This window comes from Roseateles sp. GW821-FHT09G03 (assembly GCF_059416045.1).
Genome location: NZ_JBWKOK010000008.1, coordinates 280,927 through 303,748, shown reverse-complemented (window position 1 = coordinate 303,748; position 22,822 = coordinate 280,927). Strand labels below are relative to the sequence as shown.

Annotated in this window: 9 protein-coding genes; 3 read left to right on the top strand and 6 right to left on the bottom strand. The window is 65.9% G+C overall.

The window, feature by feature from the left end; all coding sequences use genetic code 11:
- Positions 1–144 precede the first annotated feature (144 nt).
- The 3 genes from AC07OZ_RS25665 to AC07OZ_RS25655 all read left to right on the top strand — a co-directional run bounded on the left by AC07OZ_RS25665 (position 145) and on the right by AC07OZ_RS25655 (position 2,073).
- Positions 145–1,461 (top strand): Nramp family divalent metal transporter, encoded by a 1,317-nt coding sequence (locus AC07OZ_RS25665; RefSeq protein ID WP_495469875.1) that lies wholly within the window; start codon positions 145–147, stop codon positions 1,459–1,461.
- 94 nt (positions 1,462–1,555) lie between these two features.
- Complete coding sequence (locus tag AC07OZ_RS25660) at positions 1,556–1,768, top strand: DUF4287 domain-containing protein (protein WP_495469874.1); 213 nt, start codon at positions 1,556–1,558, stop codon at positions 1,766–1,768.
- A 92-nt stretch (positions 1,769–1,860) separates the two neighbouring features.
- Complete coding sequence (locus AC07OZ_RS25655) at positions 1,861–2,073, top strand: type II toxin-antitoxin system HicB family antitoxin (RefSeq protein WP_495469873.1); 213 nt, start codon at positions 1,861–1,863, stop codon at positions 2,071–2,073.
- A 6-nt stretch (positions 2,074–2,079) separates the two neighbouring features.
- On the opposite strand, the gene AC07OZ_RS25650 is transcribed toward AC07OZ_RS25655, so the two are convergent.
- From AC07OZ_RS25650 to AC07OZ_RS25625, 6 genes are all read right to left on the bottom strand, one after another.
- On the bottom strand, positions 2,080–2,757 hold the full coding sequence (locus AC07OZ_RS25650; protein WP_495469872.1) for a glutathione S-transferase family protein: 678 nt from the start codon (positions 2,755–2,757) through the stop codon (positions 2,080–2,082).
- A gap of 72 nt (positions 2,758–2,829) precedes the next feature.
- Positions 2,830–3,378 carry a hypothetical protein gene (locus AC07OZ_RS25645; RefSeq protein ID WP_495469871.1) on the bottom strand — a complete coding sequence of 183 codons (549 nt, stop codon included), beginning with the start codon at positions 3,376–3,378 and terminating at the stop codon, positions 2,830–2,832.
- A 39-nt stretch (positions 3,379–3,417) separates the two neighbouring features.
- Positions 3,418–3,801: a hypothetical protein gene (locus AC07OZ_RS25640; RefSeq protein WP_495469870.1), complete on the bottom strand. Its 384-nt coding sequence runs from the start codon at positions 3,799–3,801 to the stop codon at positions 3,418–3,420.
- Positions 3,802–4,761: 960 nt separating this feature from the next.
- Entirely contained in the window at positions 4,762–5,538 is a 777-nt protein-coding gene (locus AC07OZ_RS25635) for a hypothetical protein (protein ID WP_495469869.1), read from the bottom strand.
- A 347-nt stretch (positions 5,539–5,885) separates the two neighbouring features.
- Entirely contained in the window at positions 5,886–6,686 is an 801-nt protein-coding gene (locus AC07OZ_RS25630; RefSeq protein ID WP_495469868.1) for a hypothetical protein, read from the bottom strand.
- Positions 6,683–22,795: a two-partner secretion domain-containing protein gene (locus AC07OZ_RS25625; RefSeq protein WP_495469867.1), complete on the bottom strand. Its 16,113-nt coding sequence runs from the start codon at positions 22,793–22,795 to the stop codon at positions 6,683–6,685. Before AC07OZ_RS25625 ends, AC07OZ_RS25630 begins: the two co-directional genes overlap by 4 nt.
- Between the last annotated feature and the right edge of the window lie 27 nt (positions 22,796–22,822).

The window sequence follows — 22,822 nt, the reverse complement described above, 5'->3', positions numbered from 1 at the left end:
TCGCGACGGAACAAGGCGGGAATGCGAAGGAGGCGGGACTATAGCGGCCGGCGCTGGTGCACCGCATCGGCGAGCCTGAGCGCGATGACCGGCCATTGACGCGCGGCCACGCCGCCGTCGCCGAGTCCGCAGAGAATCCGCCCCATGCTCGGCTTGCCCACCACCGCCACCGCCCCGTTCTGCCCCTCCGAGGTCCACGGCTCGATCGATCTGCGCGAGGGCGCGCCACTGTGGAAGCGGTTGTTGCGCGTGGCGGGGCCGGGCCTGCTGGTGTCGGTCGGCTACATGGACCCGGGCAACTGGGCCACGGACATCGAGGCCGGCTCGCGCTTCGGCCACGCCCTGCTGTGGGTGGTGCTGGCCTCGAGCCTGGCGGCGATGCTGCTGCAGACATTGTCACTGCGGCTGGGGCTGGTGTCAGGTCTTGACCTCGCGCAGGCCTGCCGCGAGCGCTACCGGCCCGCGGTGCGCCTGCCGCTGTGGGTGATGGCCGAGCTCGCGATCGTCGCCTGCGACGTGGCCGAGGTGCTGGGCACGGCACTGGCGCTGCACCTGCTGTTCGGGATGTCGCTGCTGGCGGGCGTCGGCATCGCGGCGCTGGACACGGTGATCGTGCTCGGGCTGAAGGGCCGGGGCTTCCGGCAGGTGGAGGCGATCATCCTCGGCCTGGTGATGACCATCGGCGTCTGCTACGCGGTGCAGCTGTTCCTGATCGGGCCGGACTGGGCGGCGGTGGCGCGGGGCTTCGTGCCCAACGGCGTCGCGGTGCAGGATCCGAAGGCGCTGCTGCTGGCCATCGGCATCCTGGGCGCGACGGTGATGCCGCACAACCTCTACCTGCACTCGTCGATCGTGCAGACGCGGCGCGTGGGGCGCACGGCGTCGGCCAAGCGCGACGCGATCAAGCTGTCGACGATCGACACGCTGGTGTCGCTGACGCTGGCCTTGATGGTGAACGCCGCGATCCTGATCCTGGCCGCGACAGCCTTCCACGCGCACGGGCACACCGAGGTAACGGAGATCCAGGACGCGTACCACCTGCTGGATCCGCTGGTGGGCGGCTCCATCGCGTCGGTGCTGTTCGGGGTGGCGCTGCTGGCGGCGGGTCAGAGCTCGACCTTCACCGGCACGATCGCGGGTCAGGTCTTGATGGAGGGTTTCCTCCGGCTGAAGATCCCGTGCTGGCAGCGCCGGCTGGCGACGCGCTTCCTGGCGCTGGTGCCGGCCTTCCTCGGGCTTCTGTGGTTCGGCGAGGCGGCGGTCGGACAGCTGCTGGTCGCCAGCCAGGTGGTGCTGAGCCTGCAGCTGCCCTTCGCGATGTGGCCGCTGATCCGGCTGACCGGCGACCGCGCGGTGATGGGCGAGTTCGCGAACGGGCCGGTGGTGCGCGTGCTGAGCTGGGGGCTCTTCGCGCTGGTGACCGGGGCGAATGCGGCGCTGCTGTGGTCGCTGGTCGGTTGAAGCGGAAGGCCGTGTCGAAAACGGCGCGGACCGATCGTCGTGGGGATGAGGTCAGGCACTGACCCGACGATCACCATCCAACAAGGAGCGAATCATGACCACCGAAGAGAAAGTCAAAGGACCCGCGTCGTACTTCCCGTCCATCGAGAAGAAGTACGGACAGCCCATCGATCACTGGATGGGCGTGCTGAAGAAGGCGGGGCCGATGAAGCACATGGAGCTGGTCGCGCTGCTGAAGTCGGAACACGAGATGGGCCACGGGCATGCGAATGCGTTGGTGGCGGTGTTTCTGGCGAAGCAGGGTTGACCTCATGCGCGCAGACACCACTGATGCGACGTGTCGGTTCTGCGCGTCACCCCTCGCGGTCGAAGGATTTGCGCCGCCCTATCCTGCTCTGCATGAACCTGACCGTCTTGATCGAACGCGACGAGCACAGCGAGATGCTCGTCGGCAGCGTGCCCGGCGTCCGCAGCGCCTACACCCAAGGCACGAGCACCGCTGAAGTGCTGGAACACATGCGCGAGGTGCTGGAGATGCTCGCGGAGGAAGGAATGATCGACGCCGAGGGTGGCTTCACGCTCAGCGTCGAGTACGCAGCAACAGTCGCGTAGCGCCGGTCACCTGGACGGCACGAGCGCGTAAGGACCACCGCGCTCCAGCGCGCGCTGATACGCGGGCCGCGCGTGGATGCGCTTCAGGAATTCCGTGATGCGCGGCTGGCGCGCCGCGGCGCCGCCGCGCTGCACGGCGGCTTCGAGCGGGAAGCTCATCTGCACGTCCGCGGCGCTGAACTCCTGCCCGGCGAACCACGGGCTCTTGCCGAGCTCGCCTTCCAGGTAGTTCATGTGGTTGTCGATCTGCGGCTGCACGAAGGTCGCCTTGGCCTTCGCGGCGATGCCCTTGGCGATCGGCTTCACGAAGAACGGCACGGGCGCGCGCTCGATGCGGTCGAAGACCAGCTTGAGCAGCAGCGGCGGCATCGCCGAGCCCTCGGCGTAGTGCATCCAGTAACGGTAGCGCAGCGCATCGGGCGTGCCGACGGCGGGCTTGAAGCGGCCCTCGCCATAGCGGTCGACGAGGTACTCCAGGATCGCGCCGGATTCGGCGATCACCAGCCCGTCGTCGCTGATCACCGGGGACTTGCCGAGCGGGTGCACGACGCGCAACTCGGGCGGCGCGAGCATCGTCTTCGGGTCGCGCTGGTAGTGCTTGATCTCGTACGGGAGACCGAGTTCTTCAAGCAGCCACAGGACCCGCTGCGAGCGGGAGTTGTTGAGGTGATGGACGGTGAGCATCGGGGGAGTCTATGCGGGGCGCTGTGATGGGACGTGTCCCCCATGCGCGTCGCGCTGGAGTGCCCACTCCAATCACTGCGCCCGCAACTCAGACGCCGCAGAACGCGCGCGTTCATTCAACAAATGCAGCAGGTCAGCGTCGCCTTTCACCCAGAATTTCTCCAACCTTGGGAAACGACTTTCATCGAATTCCGTAGAGAAATCAACGAATTTTCCAGACCAACCGTCAGGGATGTACCTCTCCATTGGCCCACCGTTCGCATAGAAAGCCGCGACGTCCTTGCGGTCGAAGTCCACCAGCATTATCGGGAAGAGATCCGAAACATCCCACCAAGACTTTGCGCCCGAAAACCGTTGTGCCAACTCAATCGAAAGTGACGTAGCCGTCACTTCGTAAATTCGCATTGCCTCCAGGAATGCAGAAGCATTTCGTTCACTGACCTGTCGAAATCCAAATCGAAACGAGGAATTGAAATCGGGCACTTCATAACCAGCGGCAATAAACTCGTTTCGCCACTTATCTACATCCAAGACCCATAGATCGCGCTCGCTTCGATACCAATGAAATTTACCATTGTGCTTGGCAACCACGACCACCGAATCGTCATTCAAATCGCTCATGGACCGCTGGCGCTCCCGCGTTGGTGAAATCGACCGAGCCTATTTCCTTGCATCTTCACTCAAAAGATGGACGCACGTCAGTTTGAGTGCCTCGCCCATGGCACGATCTGTAGCGTCAATCGGCAGCACAACGAATGACGCCCAAGCAGAGCGTTCCTCGTCATAAATCTGAAAATCTATTCGATCATCAAAAAGCTTGACATTAAAGCCAATCGAGTTCTTCTGAAAAACCTTATCAGATTCCACACCCCGATCTTCCACGGAGGCTTTTCGACGAGCAAGATATGCTTGGCGTTCCTTATACATGTGAGGCACATGATGCCCCTCATTTCGATCGAATACCCGACCTTTTAGCGCTGCGCCAATCAGTTCATCCTCCGCATCGATCGAAAGCTTCTCATACCGCCCGTGTCCGGATGCCATACCCTCCGAGCTTTTCGAAAAGCTTAGGATGAGAATATTGATTCTTTTGTAAATGAATACAAAAGCACCTTGAAAGCTAGTCTCCATGGGGCAAGAAATTTGGCCAACCCACCTTGGGCATATAGTCATACAGACCGAGGACAAGGCGAAAGGAATCCTCAGAGCCCTCCTCTGCACTGGTCCGACACTGATCCAGAACCAACTTCCACATTAGCGCAGTCTTATATTGACCGCGACCAAGCCATTCTGATTCAACACTTTTCCTAAGCACCTTCTCGCCAATACTCAAATACTCTTGAGCATTCCATGTGCCGCTTGTTTTCGGCCTACATATGGAGTACACCCAGTCGCTAGGGCCAAGCTTCGTCGCTCGCTGCAGATCATGGCCGCGGTAGAACTCATAAGTTTGCCTCCCGAAATCAAACGCACCACTCAACACGCAGTAGGCCATGAAATCATCGAGCCCCGCTCGAACGACTTCCTTCGCATCCATAGAATCCGCGACTTCCCAGTACGCCTTTAGATTAATCGCAGCTAGTCGCCAATCTTCCGGATCGAACCTCCCCTCGATCATCCATTGAGCCATTGCTTTTGATGAATAGAGCACGCTCCGATGGAATTCTTGGCTTTCTCCAAATTCCTCACCGCTCGATAGCGCCCGCTGCAACCAAGAGAAACGAAGCGCGAGGTAGGAACTAACTTCTTCAGCGTACCCAACCAACCACGCTGAAATGATCGTCCCCAAATCTAGCGAAGCAAAGTTTCCTATTGGATCAGCGGCCTCGGGCGAGACATCAAGAAACGTCGAAATCCCGCGCCGCTCAGCGCTTGCCGTTTCTTATATGGATCGAAAAGCATCTACATTTTCCTCAGCGCAACACCAGGCGCCAACTGGCGCTCCTCGGCCAAGGCCATGCAATCTGCCAACGGCCCGCGGTATTGGGCATGGCTATCTCGGCTTCACTTCGGCTCATGGTTGATCCGAAACAAATCATCCCGAAAGAGATTTCGAAGTTCACTTCGCCGGCGAGAGAAGTGAGCGAAGTCATCTTCAATGGCGAGAATATCATCAGTCACGCGCAGAAGAATTCCATCACCGAATCGCTCAATAGAAAATCCAGCATTTCGAATGGCATTCTCCTGCACCTCTTCCTTCAATCCGGGGCCAAAATAGTTCGCCCAGGCAAGATTTGCAAGACCCTTCTCTTTCAGCCTGTTCGGCGGAACACCATTCAAATGATCATTCGTTCCATACGACGCATCTGCAGCTGCCCCGAAAGAGTTTGGCACATCCTCAGTTTGAGTCACCAGATGCAGGGTTGCATAATCCGGAACGAGCACACCGCAGAATCGACCAAATAAGCCTATCCAGTCTACTGTCCTGTCGATCGAAGCTTCAAAGACAAACCATGCGGCCCGAACATCCCCATGAATGTTCCTGAACTTGTGCATCATGTGCCCATAAGACTTGATCGCACGAGCTCGCTTCCAAATAAATCCATCTGCATTGCGCTCCATACCCGGCTTGCTGGGGTCATGCAGCACTGCCCAGAAAGGCTGGCACCCCTGAACGTCGGAGACGATGTTCTTCAGCGGCTCAAACGTACCGACTTTTTCAGGTAGAAAACGAGCATCCGTATGGATCAGCGCGTTCAATAACGAACGCCCGATCTCCCAATCAGAGGTCTCCAAGGAAGATATTACTGAAATCCTAATATAAGACTTCTTAATATTCATCACTTAGGCTTCTTAGTAATCAATTTAGATTTCGACGTCGGTCAATCGTGCTCTTCAAATCGATGATGCACATATCTTGATTTCCGGCCACCGAGGTGCCGTCATGCAAGCGCTCAGACGCTATGGCTCACCTGAGGTCATCGAAAACGACGTATAGCCAAACGCCGCCGGCATCGACACGATGGGCACCCAGCGCGTCTGACATCTGGGCGCCTGTCGCTGCCCAACTCCAAACCCTCAATTCGTCGACCTTGACGATGGTCTCAATGAATTCTGGAGCTTTCCGGCCAGTTCCCCAATCGCGGAATAGCCTAGCGGTTTTCTGGAACTGTTCGGAAATCGTGTCGTCAAGTTCCTGTAATTTTCATTCTCTTAGGTTCATGGTTTATGCGAAACAATCCATTTCGAAAATATTTTCGAAGTTCGCTGCGCCGCTGGGAAAATTCATCAAAATCATCCTCCACGGTCAATATGTCTTTCGTGACATACAGTAAAACTCCGTCTTCATGACGTCGAACATTGAATCCCGCGCCTTGAATTTCATCGTCCCGGACCTCCGAAGCGAACTTGGGCCCGAAGAAATTCCCCCACGATAGATTCGACAACCCTCGAGAGTTAAGCGCGAGGGGTGCAATTCCATTTAGATAATCATTTGTCGCATACGACGCGTCTGCCTCATCACCGAATGCCTTTGGCGCATCCTCAATTGAAGTCACAAGGTTGAGCGTCGCGTATTCCGCCTGTAAAACGGAACAGAACTTCTCAAATAGACCTTGCCAATCCACCCCCCGTTGCAAAGAGGCCCGAAAAATGAACCAAGCCGGCTTCACATTCCCATGAATGCTCCTTGACTTGTGCATCATTTGCCCAGAAGACGAAATTGATTTTGAACGCTTCCACAAGAAGGCATCGGCATTCGCTTCGACTCCCGACTGAGCGGGCTCGTTCCGCACTGCCCAAAAAGGAGCGCAGTCGTCCACATTAGAAACTTGGTTTTTGAGTGGTTCAAAGGTTCCAACTTTTTCAGGAAACAGCCGAAGGTCCGTATCAAGAATTGCTTTGAGGATTGATTGACCGACGTCCCAGCGAGCAGTTTCCAGATTTGAAATCACTGATATTCGGATATAGGATTTTGCAACCTGCTTCATTTGGGCCTCACGGTGATAGGAACAGAAATCTTCTTTACCGGATCATACATAACAACCTTCCCACCAATATCTTCGATTGCTAACCAGAGACCTTCAGAGATGGATTTATTAGTTGGACTAATGACCAAGGTGTATGGAATTTCGTTTTTTAGCGCATATTTCAACTGAGCTCGAAATTGATCTGACATATCAATTTTCTGCTCATTCTTGATTTCCACAACTCCGGTTGGCTTGCCATTCGCGTCCGGGATCGTATTTACAATCTTCCCATTCCCGAGATCGACCTCCCTCATAACCGTATTTCTCTGGAGTTCCATCCCGGCGATTACTTCGTCTTGAAACTTCACGCCCTTGGCGTAGTTCTCTGCAATCTGCGCACCAGCATCGCTCACCTTATCCCATTTGATACCGCTTGACGTATCACCGCGCAGCACCGTGACCTGCGTTCCCGTGGCCTCATCGATCTTGAGGTACTCGCCACTCGCTCGTTGGAAGATCGGTTGACCGCTCTCCGTTTCCCCAACTTTCGCCAAGACGCCGCCGTTAGGGCCGACAAAAACCCCATCAGGCTTCGCGATGTAGCCGGGTGGCAGCTTGTCGGCAGCATGAGAAATATCTCCCCCAGCTTGCTGGGCCGACGAAGCAGACGTCGGAGTGCCACCACCTCCGCAGCAAGGTGCGTTGTGAACAAAGATCCCGAGGTCGCCGACGTGATAGGTGTGATGCTCCTGAACCTCGATGTTGTAGACCGTCGCTGTCCAATCGGCCTCGCTCTGCGACTGTACGGTCAGCGTCTGACCCCTGAGGTCAATCAACGCCATCCCCGCCACCAGTGACGCCGCGCGGACCCACTGCTCATGCGCCCCGGCCGGATCTATCCCGCTCGCGTCGCCCGCCACGTTGGTCACCCAGAACGGGTGCTCCGCCGTCGTGTGCAAGGTCTCGCGGTCTCCCTGGGCGTTAACGACCACCACTTCGAAGATCGGTTGATCTTCGGCAGCCGTCGTCGCCACCACAGGCCGCAGACCTGGCTCCAAGGTGAACTCGTCGCGAGAGAACACGAGCTCGCCGCCGACAAAGGTTTCGATGGGTTTGGGACCGTCCGCAGTGTGGATCAGCGTGCCCGCGACAAAACAGTTCGGCGGCGCCAGGCAAGTGGCAGCGGCGTCATCGAGAGTCTTTCCAGCCGCACTGTCGAGTGAGCCCTCGCCCTTCTCGGGGGAACCCTTGACCTCGGTAGCGCCGTCTCCCACCTTCGGCGTGGAGCCGCCGCCAGAACCCACAGACACTGCATCGGCTGACCCTGCCGCCTTGGTTGCCGCGCCGGCCTCAGACTCCAACTTGGCAATGGCCTTAGCTTCGATTTCCGCGAGAACGCTGTTGGCGAGCTTGGTGCCGACACTCACGCTCACTTCCACGGTCTTGCCGGCAAGGAATCCTCCAATCAGGAACGCCCCCTCAGTTCCCGCCGCCTTGGTCTTCTCCGGATCGTTGGAACTGACCTTCTCCAGCTGGCTGAACATAGAGCCAACTGGGGAGAAGTCGAAGAGCGCCTTTGCCACATCCCCGCTGGTGATATCCAAGGCCTTCCCGCTCATCAACCACTGCATGCTCTTGGAGTCGTACGCACTTTGCGCGTCGCCCAGAGATCCCGTGTTCCAGAGATTGGTGACGGCATTCCCGACATTCAACGCCAGGTTCACGTTCAGATCCCTGTCGAGCGCCTGCGCTTCCTTGGCCAATGCGACGGCAGCATCCTTCGCCTTGCCCGGCATCTCCTTCATGCCCTCGACGTAGTAATGCGTTTGCAGGGCGGCGAGCGTTGTCTGCTGTTCCTTGTTGGCCTGGTACGTCTGGAAGCTGCCGTCAGGCTGCGGGACCCGCACGTAGGCGACATCACTTCCCTCGATGAAGAGATACGTGCACGGCCCCGCGGGGGCGTTGCATCCCGGCACGGGGAAGGTGGTCGGCTTTCTCCAACCGTCGGACATCGGCACCGTGCCTGGCTCGGTTCCAAGCCACGTACCGTCAGCTTGCTCGATGCCACCCGACGGCGTCTGTCCCACGAGCTTGTAGCTACCGATGGTCTTGTTCAGAAGCTCGGTGTTGCCGGTGTGGTCGTCATACGCGGCCGTGTTCCGAGCATCCATGCTCACGCCGGATTCGCGCGCAAGGTCCGCCAGGATCTGCTCCGCCACGGGATCGTTGCTCTGGCCTCCAAATCTCGTCGAGTAGGCGCTGTCGTTCTGATGCAGCAACTGCTGCGTCAGCCGCTGCTCCCAGTCGGCTTCGTCCATTCCTTGCGTGCCGGCCAGCTTCTTGGCTTGCTCTTTGAGGAGGGCGAGCTGGTCTGGGTGCAATTGGCGGTTGTTGTAATCCTGATTCAACCCCGCTGCCGCACCGTCGAAACCACCTCCAGCGGTTGCACCGATCCCGGTTGCCAGAGCCCCTGTCGCGAGCTTCGAGAGCGCGGTCGACCAGTCATTCACGCCGTCCTTGCTACCCAGATCTGCCTTGTCCAGCGAGGCCTTCAGACTCTTCTGAAGCGTATTCAACTCGTCGGCCATCTTTGCACTGGCGGCCGCACCCAGCGCCCCACTGAGGTCGCCCGTGATGGCTCCAATCGCCGCGTGCATCGCCACACGGTAGTCGCCGCCTTCCTCCCACTTGGCGGCCTCTTTGCCCAGAGCCTCGGCGGCGTCCTTGTCTCCGCGCGCCTTGGCCTCCTCCTCCTGCTTGCGCAGCCCGGTGGCTTTGTCGCCGGCAAACGTACCAACCTCCTTCGCCGCCTGCGCCCCGAACTCCGCCACGATCTGCGCATTCACCTTCGCCTGCTGCGCCAGCTGCTGCCCGTCCCAACCCTGAGCCAGCTTGCCCGCCGTCGCATCGTTGGTCGCGCCGCGGTCCAGCTTCTCCATCGCGGCCTGGCTCGCCGCATCGCCAGTGGTGATCGTCGTGTTCCCCGCGCTGATCGTGCTGCGCGTCGTGCTGCGGTCATCGCCGCTGTCCTTGTACGCACCGGCCATGCCGCCGCTCGTACCCGCGCTCACGGTCACCGCGCTCGCGCTGAACTGGCTGCGATTGTCGATGTCGCTCGACGTCAGCGTCCCCGTGCTGAACGTGTTCTTGCCCGCATCGATCGCCACCTGGCTGCTCGTGATCGCGCCACCCTTGAGATCGGTGTTGCCCTTCACGTCGACCTGGAAGCCGCCATCGCCCGCGCGGATCCCCGCCTGCTCGCCGACCGCCGCGTAGTCCGCGTTGACCTTCGATTGGCTGAAGTTCGCGCTCGCGCCCGCGCCATACCCGAAGGTCGCGCTGCCGCCCGCACTCATGCTCTTGCTGTCGAACTTCGCCGTGTCCTGCAGGCTTTCGATCTTCAGGTTGCCACCGACATCCGCAGTCACCTTGGGCGCCGTCACCACCGCGCCTTGTAGCGTCGTGTCCCCGCCAGACACCAGATTCACCGAGCTGCCGCCCGTGACCTGCGTCGTGGTGTAGTTGGTATCCGTACCGTCCGAATTTCCCTTGGATACGCTGCCGCTGACGGTGACGCCCAGGTTGGTCTTCTGTCCCAGCGAGAACCCGATGCCGACCGACGCACTGCTGCTCGAGTCCTTGCTGTGCTGCTCGCTCGTGTTCTGCGCAGCCAGCAGGTTGATCGCGTTGTCCGCCTTGATCAGGACGTCCTGACCAGCAAGCGAGCTCCCCCGTACCGTGACATTGGAATCCTTGCCGCCTCCCGTGGCGATCAGGCTGAGCTTCCCGTCGGCCAGCACAGCGCTGCCTGAGGCCTGATCCGACTCGCTGTGCTGCGTGCTCTTGCTCTGCGTGCTGCCCACCGAGATGCTCACGCGGATGCTCTGGTCCTTCTCGGCGTCAGCCAGCCTGTTGAACTTCTCGATCTCTTCCATCGCCTGCTTGGCCTTGGAGATCGCCGTCGCCGCCGCCAGCGCCTTCATCCGGTCGTCCTGCGTCTGCGTGACATGCTCGCCGGCCTTGATCGCGCCCAGCGCCGCGTCGACACCCGGCGCACTCAGCGACAGCGACAAGCCGCTCTGCTTGAAGCGGGTCTCCGAGTCCTGGGCCGACTGGTTGCGGGCCTCGAGGATGTCAATCGACTTCGCCTCGATCGTCACGTCGCCCGCGGGCGCCTGGACCTGCGAACCGATCTGCACGTACTTGCCGCCCGCGGAGATGTCCACGTCGCCATTGACGCTGGCCACGGTCGATCCCTGCGAGGTCTCCTGCCGCGTCTTCGTCGCCTGCGACAGCTCCTGCTTGCCGATCGTCACGCCGATCCCGCCGCCGCTGAACAGCCCCGACTTCACCGTCTTCTTGAACTGCTCGGTGTCCACCGAGTTCGTCACCCCGTCGATGGTGATGTCGCGATCCGCGATCAGCTTCGTGCCGTTGTCCGATACCGCCTGCGCCGCGGCCAGCGTGATGTCGCGGCCCGCCACGATGTTCACCGTGTCGCCCGACACCGTCGTGCCGATCGCCGTCGTCTCGTCGGTCTTGTTGTAGGTCGTGACCGTCTTCTTCTTGAACAGGCTCTTCTTCGTCTTCTGCGTCATCTCCTCGACGACCGAGTTCGCCTCGCCCGCGAGCAGCTGCACGTCGCGCCCCGCGCCCAGCGTCACTTCGCCCTGCGCGCTCGCGATTTGCGCCGCCGTCGCCGTCAGGTCCTGCCCCGCCTTGAGCACGATCGCGCCCTCGGCTTGCACCGCCGTGCCCACGTCCTGGTGCTGGCTCTCCTTCTTGTAGTTGTTGGCGTTCTTGATCTCGTCGCGCGCGCTGGCCGTCGTCACCGTCGTCAGCGACAGATCGCGTCCGGCCTGGATCAGCACGCCGCCGTCCGCGCCCGCGCCGTCCGCCCCGCCCTGCGTGATCTGCACCGCCTGCATCGCCACGTCGCGACCGGCCTGCACCACCATCACGCCGCCCGCGCTCAGCGAGGCCACCTGATCCAGCACCGTCGCCTTCGTCGTCACGTTGCCGCGCTGCGTGCCGCCGCTCGCGGTGGTCGTCTCCATCACGATGTCGCGGCCCGCCTTCAGGCTCATGTCGCCCGTGGCGTCCAGTGCGCCGCCGATGTTGCGCAGGTCGTCCCGCGCGCTCAGCGCCAGCGACGTGCCGCGCATGTCGCCGGTGTTGGCGATGTTCTGCGCCGTGATGCTCACGTCCCCGCCGCGCACGTCACCGCCGTTGGTGAAGTCGCCGCTCAGCGCCATCTCGATGCGGCCGCCCGCGATGAGCGAGCCGCTGGGCAGCAGGTCGCCGTCGCGCGGCACCAGGTACACCTGCGGCACCAGCACGCGCTGCGTCGTGCCGTCCGCCAGCGTCACCGTCTGCTCCACCAGCCACACCAGGTCGCTGGTGAGCTGCGACATCTGCTCGGCCGACAGCGCAACACCTGGCACCAGCTGGTGCTCCTTGGCGAAGGTCGCGCCGTTGGTCAGCAGCGCGCGGTACTGGGACTCGTCGTCCGCGTAGCCCGACAGGTAGCCCGTGCCGGTCAGCTGGCCGATCTGCTCGCGCACCAGGCGCTGCTCGTAGAAGCCGTCGCCCAGCCGCTTCTGCGTCACCGCCGGGTCCAGCGCCATCGCCTCCAGCAGGAAGTCGCTGGACAGCCAGTCGCGGTAGTTGGCGAAGCGCGGGTCGGTCTCGACCAGGTACTTCGACGTCGGCTCCTTGTGCGTCTTGAACAGGCTGTTGGACGGCGGCGTCAGGTTGACCTGCACGCTCAGCGCCAGCGGCTTGCCGTTGAAGGTCGCGCCCGAGCCGCGCACCGTCACGCCCTGCGCCGCGCCCGGACGCTGCGAGGCGGAGGCCGACGCGGCGATCACCTTGCCGATCTGCGTCGTCGCCTTGCCGTCGGCCTGCGCCGAACCGTCTGCCTGTGCGGCCGCGGCCGCGCGCAAGGCCTGCGCCACGGCCGAACGGCCCGTCTGCGCGCCGCCCTGCACCAGCGTGCCGAGCTCGCTGGCCTGCGCGTCGCCGACGGAACGGATGATCGACGCATTGGCGCCGCGCAGCGTGAGTTCCGAACTGGCGACATGGCCCGCGCCGTCGCCCGCATCGACCGCCTGCGCGATCAGCTGGCCACCGCTGCGCCATTGCGCGCCGCCCTGCGCGCCGGTCTGCGCCGCATTGCCCTGGTTGATCTGCTGCGTGATGCGGTTGAACAGGCCGCTCAGCCCGTTGCCGCCGCCTGCGGTCGCGCGGCCGGAACCGCTCGCCGTCTGCTGCGAAGCGCCGCCATCGGTGCTCACGCCGCCCGCCTGCTGTCGACCGTCAGCGCCCCGCGCATCGGGAATGAACGACTGCGCCTGCGACGGCAGCACCAGCGTCGCCTGTCGCGTCACGCCTTGCGCGTCCACGACGTCCACCTTGTGCTCGACGTTGTTCACCTGCCCGCCGGAGATGGCGACCCCGGTGTACCCCACGACGCGGCTCATGTCGTTCCGGATCGAGGTCGCGCCCAGCACCGTCAACTGCCCGCCCACGATGATGTTGGCCGCGAGCGACTGCGTCACCGTCGCCGGGTCGCCACCGCCGATCTCGACCGAATTCGTCACGCGCATGTTCCGGTGGCCGTTCTGCCAGTCCCGGAGCGCCTGATCCGCCGTCTTGCCGTTGAGCTGGATGGTGGTCGTGTATTCCTCGTAGATGCCGGTGGCCGGCGAGTAGTCGATCCTCAGCGACGACGGGGCGCCCGCGTTCGGATTGGTCTGCCACGCCAGATACGGGTTGAGGTTGTCGATCGTGCCGGCCTGCAGCAGCAGGTTGCCCCGCGCCTCGATGTTGGCACCGCTGTTGAGCAGCGTCGCGCCGGTCAGGCTCATGTTGCCGCCGCTGCGGATGAAGGCCTTGGTGTCGAGGAAGCTCACGCCGCCGCCGCCCGTGCCCGCGGACACGTCGCTGCCGCCGGCGGGCTCTTCGGGCGCCGTCTCCGTCAACTCTCCGTTGCCCGGCTTGCCGCCGCTGCCGCCGCCGCTGCTTCCCCCGGCACCGCCCGACGCCGCGCCTGCGACCTGCCCCGTGCTCACGCCCGTCAGCACCGTCCGGTTGACGATGCCACCGGTCATCTGCAGGCCCAGCGCGCTGCTCGCCTCGATGATCGAGTTCTCGTTGAGCAGGTTCGCCCCCGTCATCGTCAAGGTGCCGTCTGCGAAGATCAGCGCGCCTCCGGTGTTGGCGATGTCCCTGGTCAACGCCGCGTCGATCGTGCGCCGGCCCGCGATCACCGCCGACACGCCGCCCTCCGCGCCGTTGGTCAGCTGGCCGCCGTCGATGACGATGTCGCCGCCGTAGAGGCGGCCCGTGCCGACGTTGACGATCCGGTCCGCCGTCAGCATGACGCCGTCGCCGTCGATCAGCCCGCGGTTGGTGAGCTGGCCCGCCGCCGTGAGGATCGTGTAGACACCGCTGAGTTCGCCGCTGGCGGCGTTGTCGATGTTGGCCGCCTGGATGCCCAGCGCCCCGCCGCTGCGCAGCGTGCCCTGGTTGCTGAAGTTGCCCGAGACGTTGAGCGTCATGTCGCCCGCCGCCTGGAACTGGCTGCCCGCGCCGTAGCTGAAGTCGCCCGCCAGCTTCACGGTCATGCCCGCGCCGCTGCTGATCTGTCCGCCGACACCGCCGGCGAGCTCGCGCAGGTTCAGGCCCATCGCGTCGCCCGACCAGATGCGGCCGCCCGCGTTGTTCAGCGACAGCGCCGAGGCCTGGGCCCCGTCGCCGATCGTCTGCGTGCCCGACGCGCCCAAGGCACCGCTGGCGTTGTTCAGCGCCTGCGTGATCGTCAGCCCGAGGTTGCCGCTGGCCAGCACCTGGCCGCCGACGTTGTCGAGCTGCTGCGCCTGCAGCGAGACGTTGCCGCCCTGGATGCCCTGGCCGCCGCCGGACGTGCCGGTGTTGTCGATGCGGCCGGCAGCGCTCAGCGTCAGCGTGTTGCCGCCGTAGATCAGGCCGCCCTGGTTCAGCACCTGCTGCGCGGAGGCATTCAGCGACTGCGCGCCGATCACGCGACCGCCCTGGTTGTCCAGCGTGCCGCCGACCGTCAGGCCCAGCGCCGAGGCCGACAGCTCCGCGCGGTTCGTCAGCCCGCTCACCGTCACCTGCGCGGTGGTGCCCGCGCTGATGCCGTTCTCGTTGGTCAGCGTGCCGGCGGCGATCGTCATCGCGCCCTGCGCGTGGAGGCCGGTGGGCGTCGAGACGGACCCGTCGCGCGTGTTGTTCAACGCCGCGCCGTGCGTCTGCACCGACAGCGAGCCGAGCGACTGCAGCAGGCCGCCGCGGTTCTCCAGCGTGCCGCTGTCCGTCGTCAGCGACTGCGACGCGAGCAGGCGTCCGCCGGTGTTGTCCAAGGTCTGGCCGCGCGTGTCGATCGCGACCGTCGCGCCGGAGATCTCGCCCTGACGGTTGATCAGCGAGGTCGACAGCAGGTCCGCCGTCTGCGCCGCCTGGATCGCGCCTTGCGTGTTGTCGAGCGCGCCCTGCGCGCGCACCGTCACGCCGCCCTGCAGGCTAGCGATGCGGCCCTGCTGGTTGCCGACGGAAGCCGCGTTCAGCGTCACGCCCTGTTGCGCCAGCAGGTTGCCGCTGGCGTTGAGCAACGCGCCGCCCGTGGTGACCGTCAGCGCGCCGTCGCTGCCGGCCGAGCCGCCGCGGTTGTCCACGGTGCCGGCGTTCAAGGTCATCGTCGAGCCGCTGCGCAGCCGGCCGCCCTGGTTGTCCAGGGTGCCGACGATCGTCGCCTGCAGCGTCGCGTCGCTCTGCAGCAGGCCGTTGCCGCCGTTGGCGAGGCTGGCGCCGCGCACGTCGAGCGCGCCCGCGCTGGCCAGCGTCCCGCCGGTGTTGTCGATGGCGCCGTCGATGCTCACCTGCGCCGTGCCGGTGCTCACCAGATTGCCGCCGCGGTGGTCGAGGCTGCTGCCCGTCACCGTCACGCCCGCGCCTTGCGTCTGTGCATTCGTCAGCGTCACCGCGCCGGTGGCGCCGATGGTCAGCGCGCCGTTGCTCAGGATCTGGCCGTTGGCGCCGTTCAGCGTGCCGGTCGACAGCGTCAGCGGCCCCGTCCCCGCCTGCACGAGCGCGCCACGCACGTTGTCGATCGCCTGCGCTTGCAGGCGCAACAGCGAACCGCTGGCCTGGATGCGGCCGTCGGTGTTGGTGATCTGGCCACCGACCGTTGCGGTCAGCTGGCCCGTCGAACCGATCTGCGTCAGCGAGCCGCCGACGTTGCGCCAGTCGCTCGCCGTCAGGCCGACGTTCGCGCCGCTCAGCGTCGCGCCGTCGGTGGACAGCAGACCCGCGCTCGCGAGCATCAGGTCCCCTGCACTGGCCAGCGCCGCGCGGTCAAGCCGCAGCGGACCCGCGTTCGACGTCAACGAGGCGGACGCCGCTTGCAGGCGGCTGTCCTGCAGTTGGAGCTCTCGGCCGCTGACCGTCAGGCGCCCCGCCGACAGCATCGCGCCACCGGACTGCAACGTGCCGGTCGTGCGCACCGTGAGGTCGCCCTGCGCGGCCAGCGTGTTGTCCGGACGCAGGCCCGCTGCCAAGGAGCCGGTCCCCGACAGGGACGCGGCATCGAGGGTCAGCGCGCCCTGTGCGCCGATCGAGCCTGTGTTGGCGAGCGCGTTGCCCACGTTCAGGACGGCATTGCCCTGCGCGTAGACGGCGCCGCTGTTGACCAAGACGCCGCTCACCGTCAGACGCGTGTCCGTGCCGGACTGCAGCGCGCCCGCGTTGCTCAGCTGGTTCGCGCCGATCGTCAAAGCGCCTTGCGCATTGATCAGGCCTTGCGCGCCGTTGGTCAGCGTGCCCACCGTCAGGTCGATGGCACGAGCGCCGATCTGACCGCCGGTGTTGTCGAGCACGTTGGCCTGCGCACGCAGATCGCCGCCCGCGACGATCGCGCCGCCCGCGTTGTCGAGCGCACCCGTGACGCGCAGTTGCGCGTCGCCGGTGCTCAGCAGCTCGCCGCCCCGATGGCTCAGGCTGCCCGCCTCGATCGTGACTTGCGCGCCTTGCGTCTTCGCCTGACTCAGATCGGCCGCGCCGGTCACCGCCAGCGTCACCGCGTGCGCGCCGAGGATCTCGCCGCCCACGCCGTTCAGCGAGGCCGCGTCGATCCGCATGCCGTCGGCGCCCGCGTGCACGATGCGGCCCTGCGTGTTGTCCATCGCGCCGGCAGCGATCGTCAGCGCGCGACCCGCCGCGGCGATCTCGCCGCGCGTGTTGTCGAGCGCACCTTGCAGCGTCGCGCTGAAGGCGGCGCCCTGCCCGGTCTGCGTCACCGTGCCGTCGACGTTGGACCAGCGTCGCGCAGTGACGGCAATGCCGTCGCCGGAGACCGTCGCCGCGCCGGTGTCGAGCGCGCCGCTGCTGGTCAGCGCCAGCGCTCCGGCGGCAGCCAGCATCGCGCGATTCAGTTGGAGGTCACCCGCCGTGGCCGTCAGGCCGACGGCCTGCGCCTGGAGCTTGGCGTCCTGCAGTTGCAGCGCCGCGCCGCTCAGCGACATCGCGCCTGCGGCGAGGGTCTGGCCACTCTGCTGCAGCACGCCCGCCGTGCGCAGCGTCAGGTCGCCTTGCGCGGCGAGCGTGTTGTCCGGATTCAGACCGGCGAAGAAGCCACCGCTGCTCGCGATGCTGTCGGCCTGTGCCGACAGCGCGCCTTGCGCGGCCAGCGTGCCGGTGTTGCCCAGCACGCTGCCGGTCGTGATCGTCAGCGGGCCACGCGCATACACGGTGCCGGCATTGGAGAACGCGCCGTGGACCGTCAGATCCATCGCCGCCTGCGACTGCAGGCTGCCGGCGTTGTCGAGCCGGCCGGCATCGACGGTCATCGCCTGCGTCGAGGTGATCAGGCCCTGGGCGCCGTTGTTCAGCGCGCCGGTCGTCGACAGCCGCACGGCGCGGCCGCCGATCTGGCCACCGGTGTTGTCGAGCGAGGCCGCATCGACGCGCAGGTCCTCCGCGGTCTGGATCACGCCGCGCGTGTTGTCGATCGCACCGGACACCGTCAGCGCCGCACCGGTCTGGCTGACGAGCTGACCGTCGCGGTGGCTGAGGCTGCCCGCCGTCACGTCGACGCGATGCGCCTGCGTCAGCGCGTCATCGAGCGACACCGCGCCGTCGGCGCGCAGCGCCAGCGCGCCCTTGGCGAGGATCTCGCCCTCGGCGCCGTCCAGGCGCGACACCGTCATCGCCAGCGTGCCCTCGCCCGCGTGGACGATCGATCCTTGCCGGTTGTCCAGCACGCCGGCACCGATCGCCAGATCGCGCGCGTTGCCCGCGATCGCACCGCGCTGGTTGTCCAGCGTGCGAGCAACCGAGATCTCCAGCGTGCCGTCCGAAGCGGTCTGCGCCAGGTCGCCGGCGGTGTTGCGCCAGTCGTTCGCCGTGATCGACACCGAGCCCGCGCTCACTGCCGCCGACGACGTGTCCAGCGACCCCGCCGCGGCGAGCACCAGCCGTTCGCCGCCTGACAGCGCCGCACCGTCCAGGCGCAGGTCGCCGGTCAGCGCATTCAGGGTCACGCGCTGCGCCTGGAAGCGCCCGCCCTGCAGCGCCAGCTCGGCGCCGGTCAGCGTCATCGCACCGCCCGCGAGCGTCGTACCGCTCTGGCGCAGTGTCTCCGTCGCGTTCACCGTCAGATCGCCCGCGGCGGCGACGGTGTTGTCCTCCTTCAGACCCGCGGCCAGGGCGCCGCTGCTGGTGATCGTGCGCGCCGCGACGCTGAGCGATCCCTGGGCCGCGATGGTGCCGGTGTGCGTCAGCGCATCGGCCTGCACCTGGCCGTTGCCATAGGCGCGGACCATGCCGCTGTTGTCGAACTGGCCCGTCGCACGCAGGTCGACATCGCCGCCCGCCCGCAGCGTGCCCGCGTTGCCGAGGCTGCCCACATCGACCGACAGCCGGCGCTGCGCCGCGATCAGGCCGAGCGCGCCGTTGTCCACCGTGCCGCCGGTCAGCGTCACATCGACGCCGCCGAGCTGGCCGTTGCGGTTGATCAGCGAACCCGCCGCCGCCGAGACATTCCCACCGGACTGGATCAGGCCGCCGGTGTTGTCCAGCTCACCGGCGACGCTGAGTTGCGCCGCGTTCTGCGCAAGGAGCTTCGCGTCGCGCGTGCTGAGGCTGCCGGCGGTGAGGGTCACGCGGTCCGCCTGCGTGAGCGCCTGCGCGCCGCCCAGGTCGGCATGACCGCCGATGTTGAGCGTCAAACCACCGGCCCCGGCGATCGTGCCGTTGGCACCGTTGAGCGTGGTGGCATCGAGGCGCAGTTCACCGCTCGCGCCGCCGGCATGGATCAACTGACCGGAGACGTTGTCGATGCGCTGCGCGCTCAACGACAGCGCCGAGCCGTTGCCGGCGATGCGTCCGCCCGTGTTGTCCAGCGTGCCGCTCACCGACGCCGTCAGGCGGCCGGTCGCGCCGGTCTGGCCGATGTCGCCGCCCGCGTTGCGCCAGTCGGCCGCGGCAATGTTCACCGTGCCGCCGCTCACCTGCGCGTTGTCGGTGACGAGCGCCGCCCCCGCGCGCAGGTCCAGGCCGTCGGCCGAGACCATCACCGCGCGGTCCAGGCGCAGGTCGCCGGCTTGCGACTGCGCAATGATGGTCGTGGCTTGTGTCTGGCTGCCCTGCAGCTGCAGATCGCCGCCCTCCAGACGCGCGATCCCGCCGGCCAGGGTCGTGCCCGCGTGCTTCAGCGTGCGACCGGCATTCAGCGTCAGGTCACCCGACGCGCCGATCGTGTTGTCGTCCCGCAGTCCCGCGGCCAAGGTGCCGCGGCTGTCGATCGCGCCGGCGCGCACGCCCAGCGCGCCACCGGCCGCGAGCGTGCCCGTATGCGTCAGCGTGTCCGCCTCGATCGACGCCGCGCCGGTCGCGCGGATCAGCCCGCTGTTGGTCAGCGCGCCGACGCTCGTGATCGTTGCGTCCCCCTGCGCCTGCAGCGTGCCTTCGTTCATCAGCGCGTCGGCGCGCACGTTCAAGCTGCGCGACGCGGCGATCAGGCCATGGCCGGTGTTGTCGAACTGCTGGCTCGCGACATCGACCGCCCGTCCGCTCAGTTCGCCATCGCGGTTGTCGATCCGGCGCGCGTCGACCGCCAGGTCGCCTGCCGTCGTCAAGGTGCCACCCTGGTTCGCGAGCGACTGCGCGCGCAGTGCCAGCGTGTCGCCGCCGGCGACGATCTGGCCGGCGGTGTTGTCGATGGTCTGCGCCGTCAGCGAGACGTGCTTCGCATTCGTCTGGATCACGCCCTGGCGGTTGTCCAGCCGGCCGGTCAGCGCGACGGTCAGGTCGCCGGTGCCGCTCAGCGCCAGTTGCCCGCCGGCGTGACGCCAGTCCTGCGCCTGCAGCGACAGCGACGAGGCGCTCAGTTGCGCGCCTTCGGTGACCAGCTCGCCAGCGGTCTTCACGCTCAGCGCGTTGACCGCCTGGACCTGCGCGCCGGTGAGGTCGAAGCCTGCGGCCTCGAGACTCGTGTCGACTGCCAGCAGTTGGCCGCGCAGCCTCATTTCCGAACCCGCCGTCATCGCCAGCGCGCCTTGTCCGCCGATGCGGCCGTCGGTGCCGAGGCCTGCCGCGACGGTGGTGCCACTGAAGGTCTGCAGACGCTGCGCCGCCAAGGCGCTCAATCGACCTTGCGACGCCAGGAGACCGGAGACGCTCAGGTCGCCGCCCGAGGCCGCCGTCACCTGGCCGCCATAGACCGAGCCGCCCAGCGCCGCGTTCTCCTGCGCCGACACCGTCAGCGCCCCACCCGCGCGGAGCTGGCCCTCGCTGTTGATCGTGCGAGCGTCGATGCCGAGTCCGTTCGCCGCCGACACCGTCGACGACGCGTCCTGACGGAACTCGCCCTGCAGCGTCGCCGTCACGTCCCGGCCGCCGATCGCGGCGCCCTGCTCCTGAATGAGCGAACGCGCGTGCACCGACACGCCGTCGCGCGCGGCGATCAGGCCGGCGGTGTTGGCGATGTCGGCCTGGCCGGCGATCGCGATGCTGCCCGAGGCGGCCTGCAGCTCGCCCCGGTCGTTGCGCAGCTCGGATCCGACCTGGATCGACAAGCCGCCATCGGCGGCGACGCGCGCGTCGCGGTTGTCGATGCGGGCCGCGCTCAAGGTCGCGGTGCCGGTGGTGCGCAGCGTCGCGCGCTGCTGGCTCAGCGTGCCGTCCGCCTTCAGCGCGATCGAACGCGCCTGCACGTCCGCACCGTCCAGCGTCAACTGCGCCGCGGTCGCCGACAGCGCGCCGTTGGACCACAAGGTCGCCCCATTCAGCGTCAACGACTGACCCTCGACGCTCAACGCGCCGCTGCCGTATTGCTCCAGGCTCGCGCCGATCGCGCTGAAGGCGTTCGCCGCGATCGACAGCGACGCGCCGTTGCTGGCGATGCGCGCGCCGTCGGCGGTCATCGTGCCGTCGACGCGCAGCGAGAGCGCGTCGGTGCCGACCTGCAGCCACTCCGCCTGGCGCAGGTTGGCATCGTGCGCCGCGATCGAGAGCTTCCCGCCCGCGAGGCTTGCCGCCTGCGTGCTCAGCGTGCCGTCCGCCTTCAGGCTCAGCGTGCCGCCGGCCGACAGCTGCGCGCCGTCGGCGGTCAGCGTCGGCGCGCTGGCGGCGATGGTGCCCGCCTGTGCTTGCGTGCGCGTCAGATCGACGGACGTCGTGCCGGTGACCTCGACGCCGTTGCTGGCGATGAGCAGCGCCTCGCGCGCCGCCACCGCATCGCCGCCGAGCGCGATCGTGCCGGCCTGCGCCTGCGCGCCACCGACATCGAGCGCGGGGGCCTGCACCGTCAGCCGATCCGCGGCCAGCAACTGCCCGGCCTGCTTCGCCGACTGCGACGCGGTCAACGACAGGCTGCCGCCGCCGGCCACGATCGTGCCGTCCGACGCCATGCCCGCCGCGGTCACGCTGCCCGCTTCGCCGGTCAGTTGCGGCGCGCGGACCTCCGCCGAGCCGCGCGACGCCAGCCAGCCGGCGTTGCGCACGCCGGCGTTGGATTGCACGGTCAGCGCCGGCGTGCCGTTGGCATCGGCCTCCTGCGCGTAGACGGTGCCGGTGTTGTCCAGCCAGCCGTCCGCACGCAGCGTCAGTTGCCCGCCGACGACCTGACCGGCCTGGCGCACGCCGAGGCCCGCTTCCGTCCCCACCAGCGTGATGCGCTGCGCGTAGATGCCGCCGAGCGCGGTGCTGTCCAGCGCGTAGCGCGGGCGCTCGCCAGTCGGCGCAAGCGACTCACCGCCGGCGACGCCGTTCTCGTCCACCGTCATGACCTGCGTGCCGGTCTGGATGCGGGCATCCTTGGCCCAGATCCCGGCGTTGATCTCGACCGCGCGCGCCAGCAGCGCGGTGTAGTCGGTCGACGAGCCGTCCAGGCCCTGGCCGTCCACGCGGATCAGGCCGCCCTGCACGCCGTACCCGGCGATGCTGCCATCGGCGTTGAAGCGCGGCGTGCCGGTGGTCAGCACGGCCGCGCTGGCGTTGATGAAGCCGGCGCCGTCGACCTGGATGCCAGCGGGGTTGGCGATGACGACTTCGGCGCGCTGGCCGGCCACTTCGACGTAGCCTTTCAGCTGACTGGGCGCGCTGCTGTTGACCTCGTTGAGGATCACGCGCGCGCTGCCCTTGGCCAGCCACGGGTTGCCCTGCACGTAGCCGCCGAGCTGCGTGCTGACATCGGTGCGCGAGTTGTTCAGGATCACCCCGCGCTTGTCGACGTCGAACTGGCTGTAGGTGTTGCGCGAGACGCCCGAAGCACTCGGCGTCTGGATGTTGACCTGCACCGTGCCGTTGGCGCTGTTGACCACCGTCGGCTGCTGGCCCTTGGGCGCGTTCGGGTCCGCCTTCACCTGAGCGAGCGCGTCCGGCGCCAGCGTGATCACTGCGCCCATCGCGAACGCGGCCGCCAGTGCGAGCAACGATGGCGGACCGCGCGACGCTGCGGGCACAGCTTCCGCGGAACCCAGCGCGCGGCGCGACGGCGCGTCGCTCTCTCCGCTCGTGCCGCCCTTGCTGTGGCTCAGGGCGGTTTCCGCCACGGCCATCAATTGGCCGCGTTGCTTGTTGAAGACGATTCGGTACTGAAGACGGTTCATCGTGATCTCAACGGAAAGGGTTCGGGG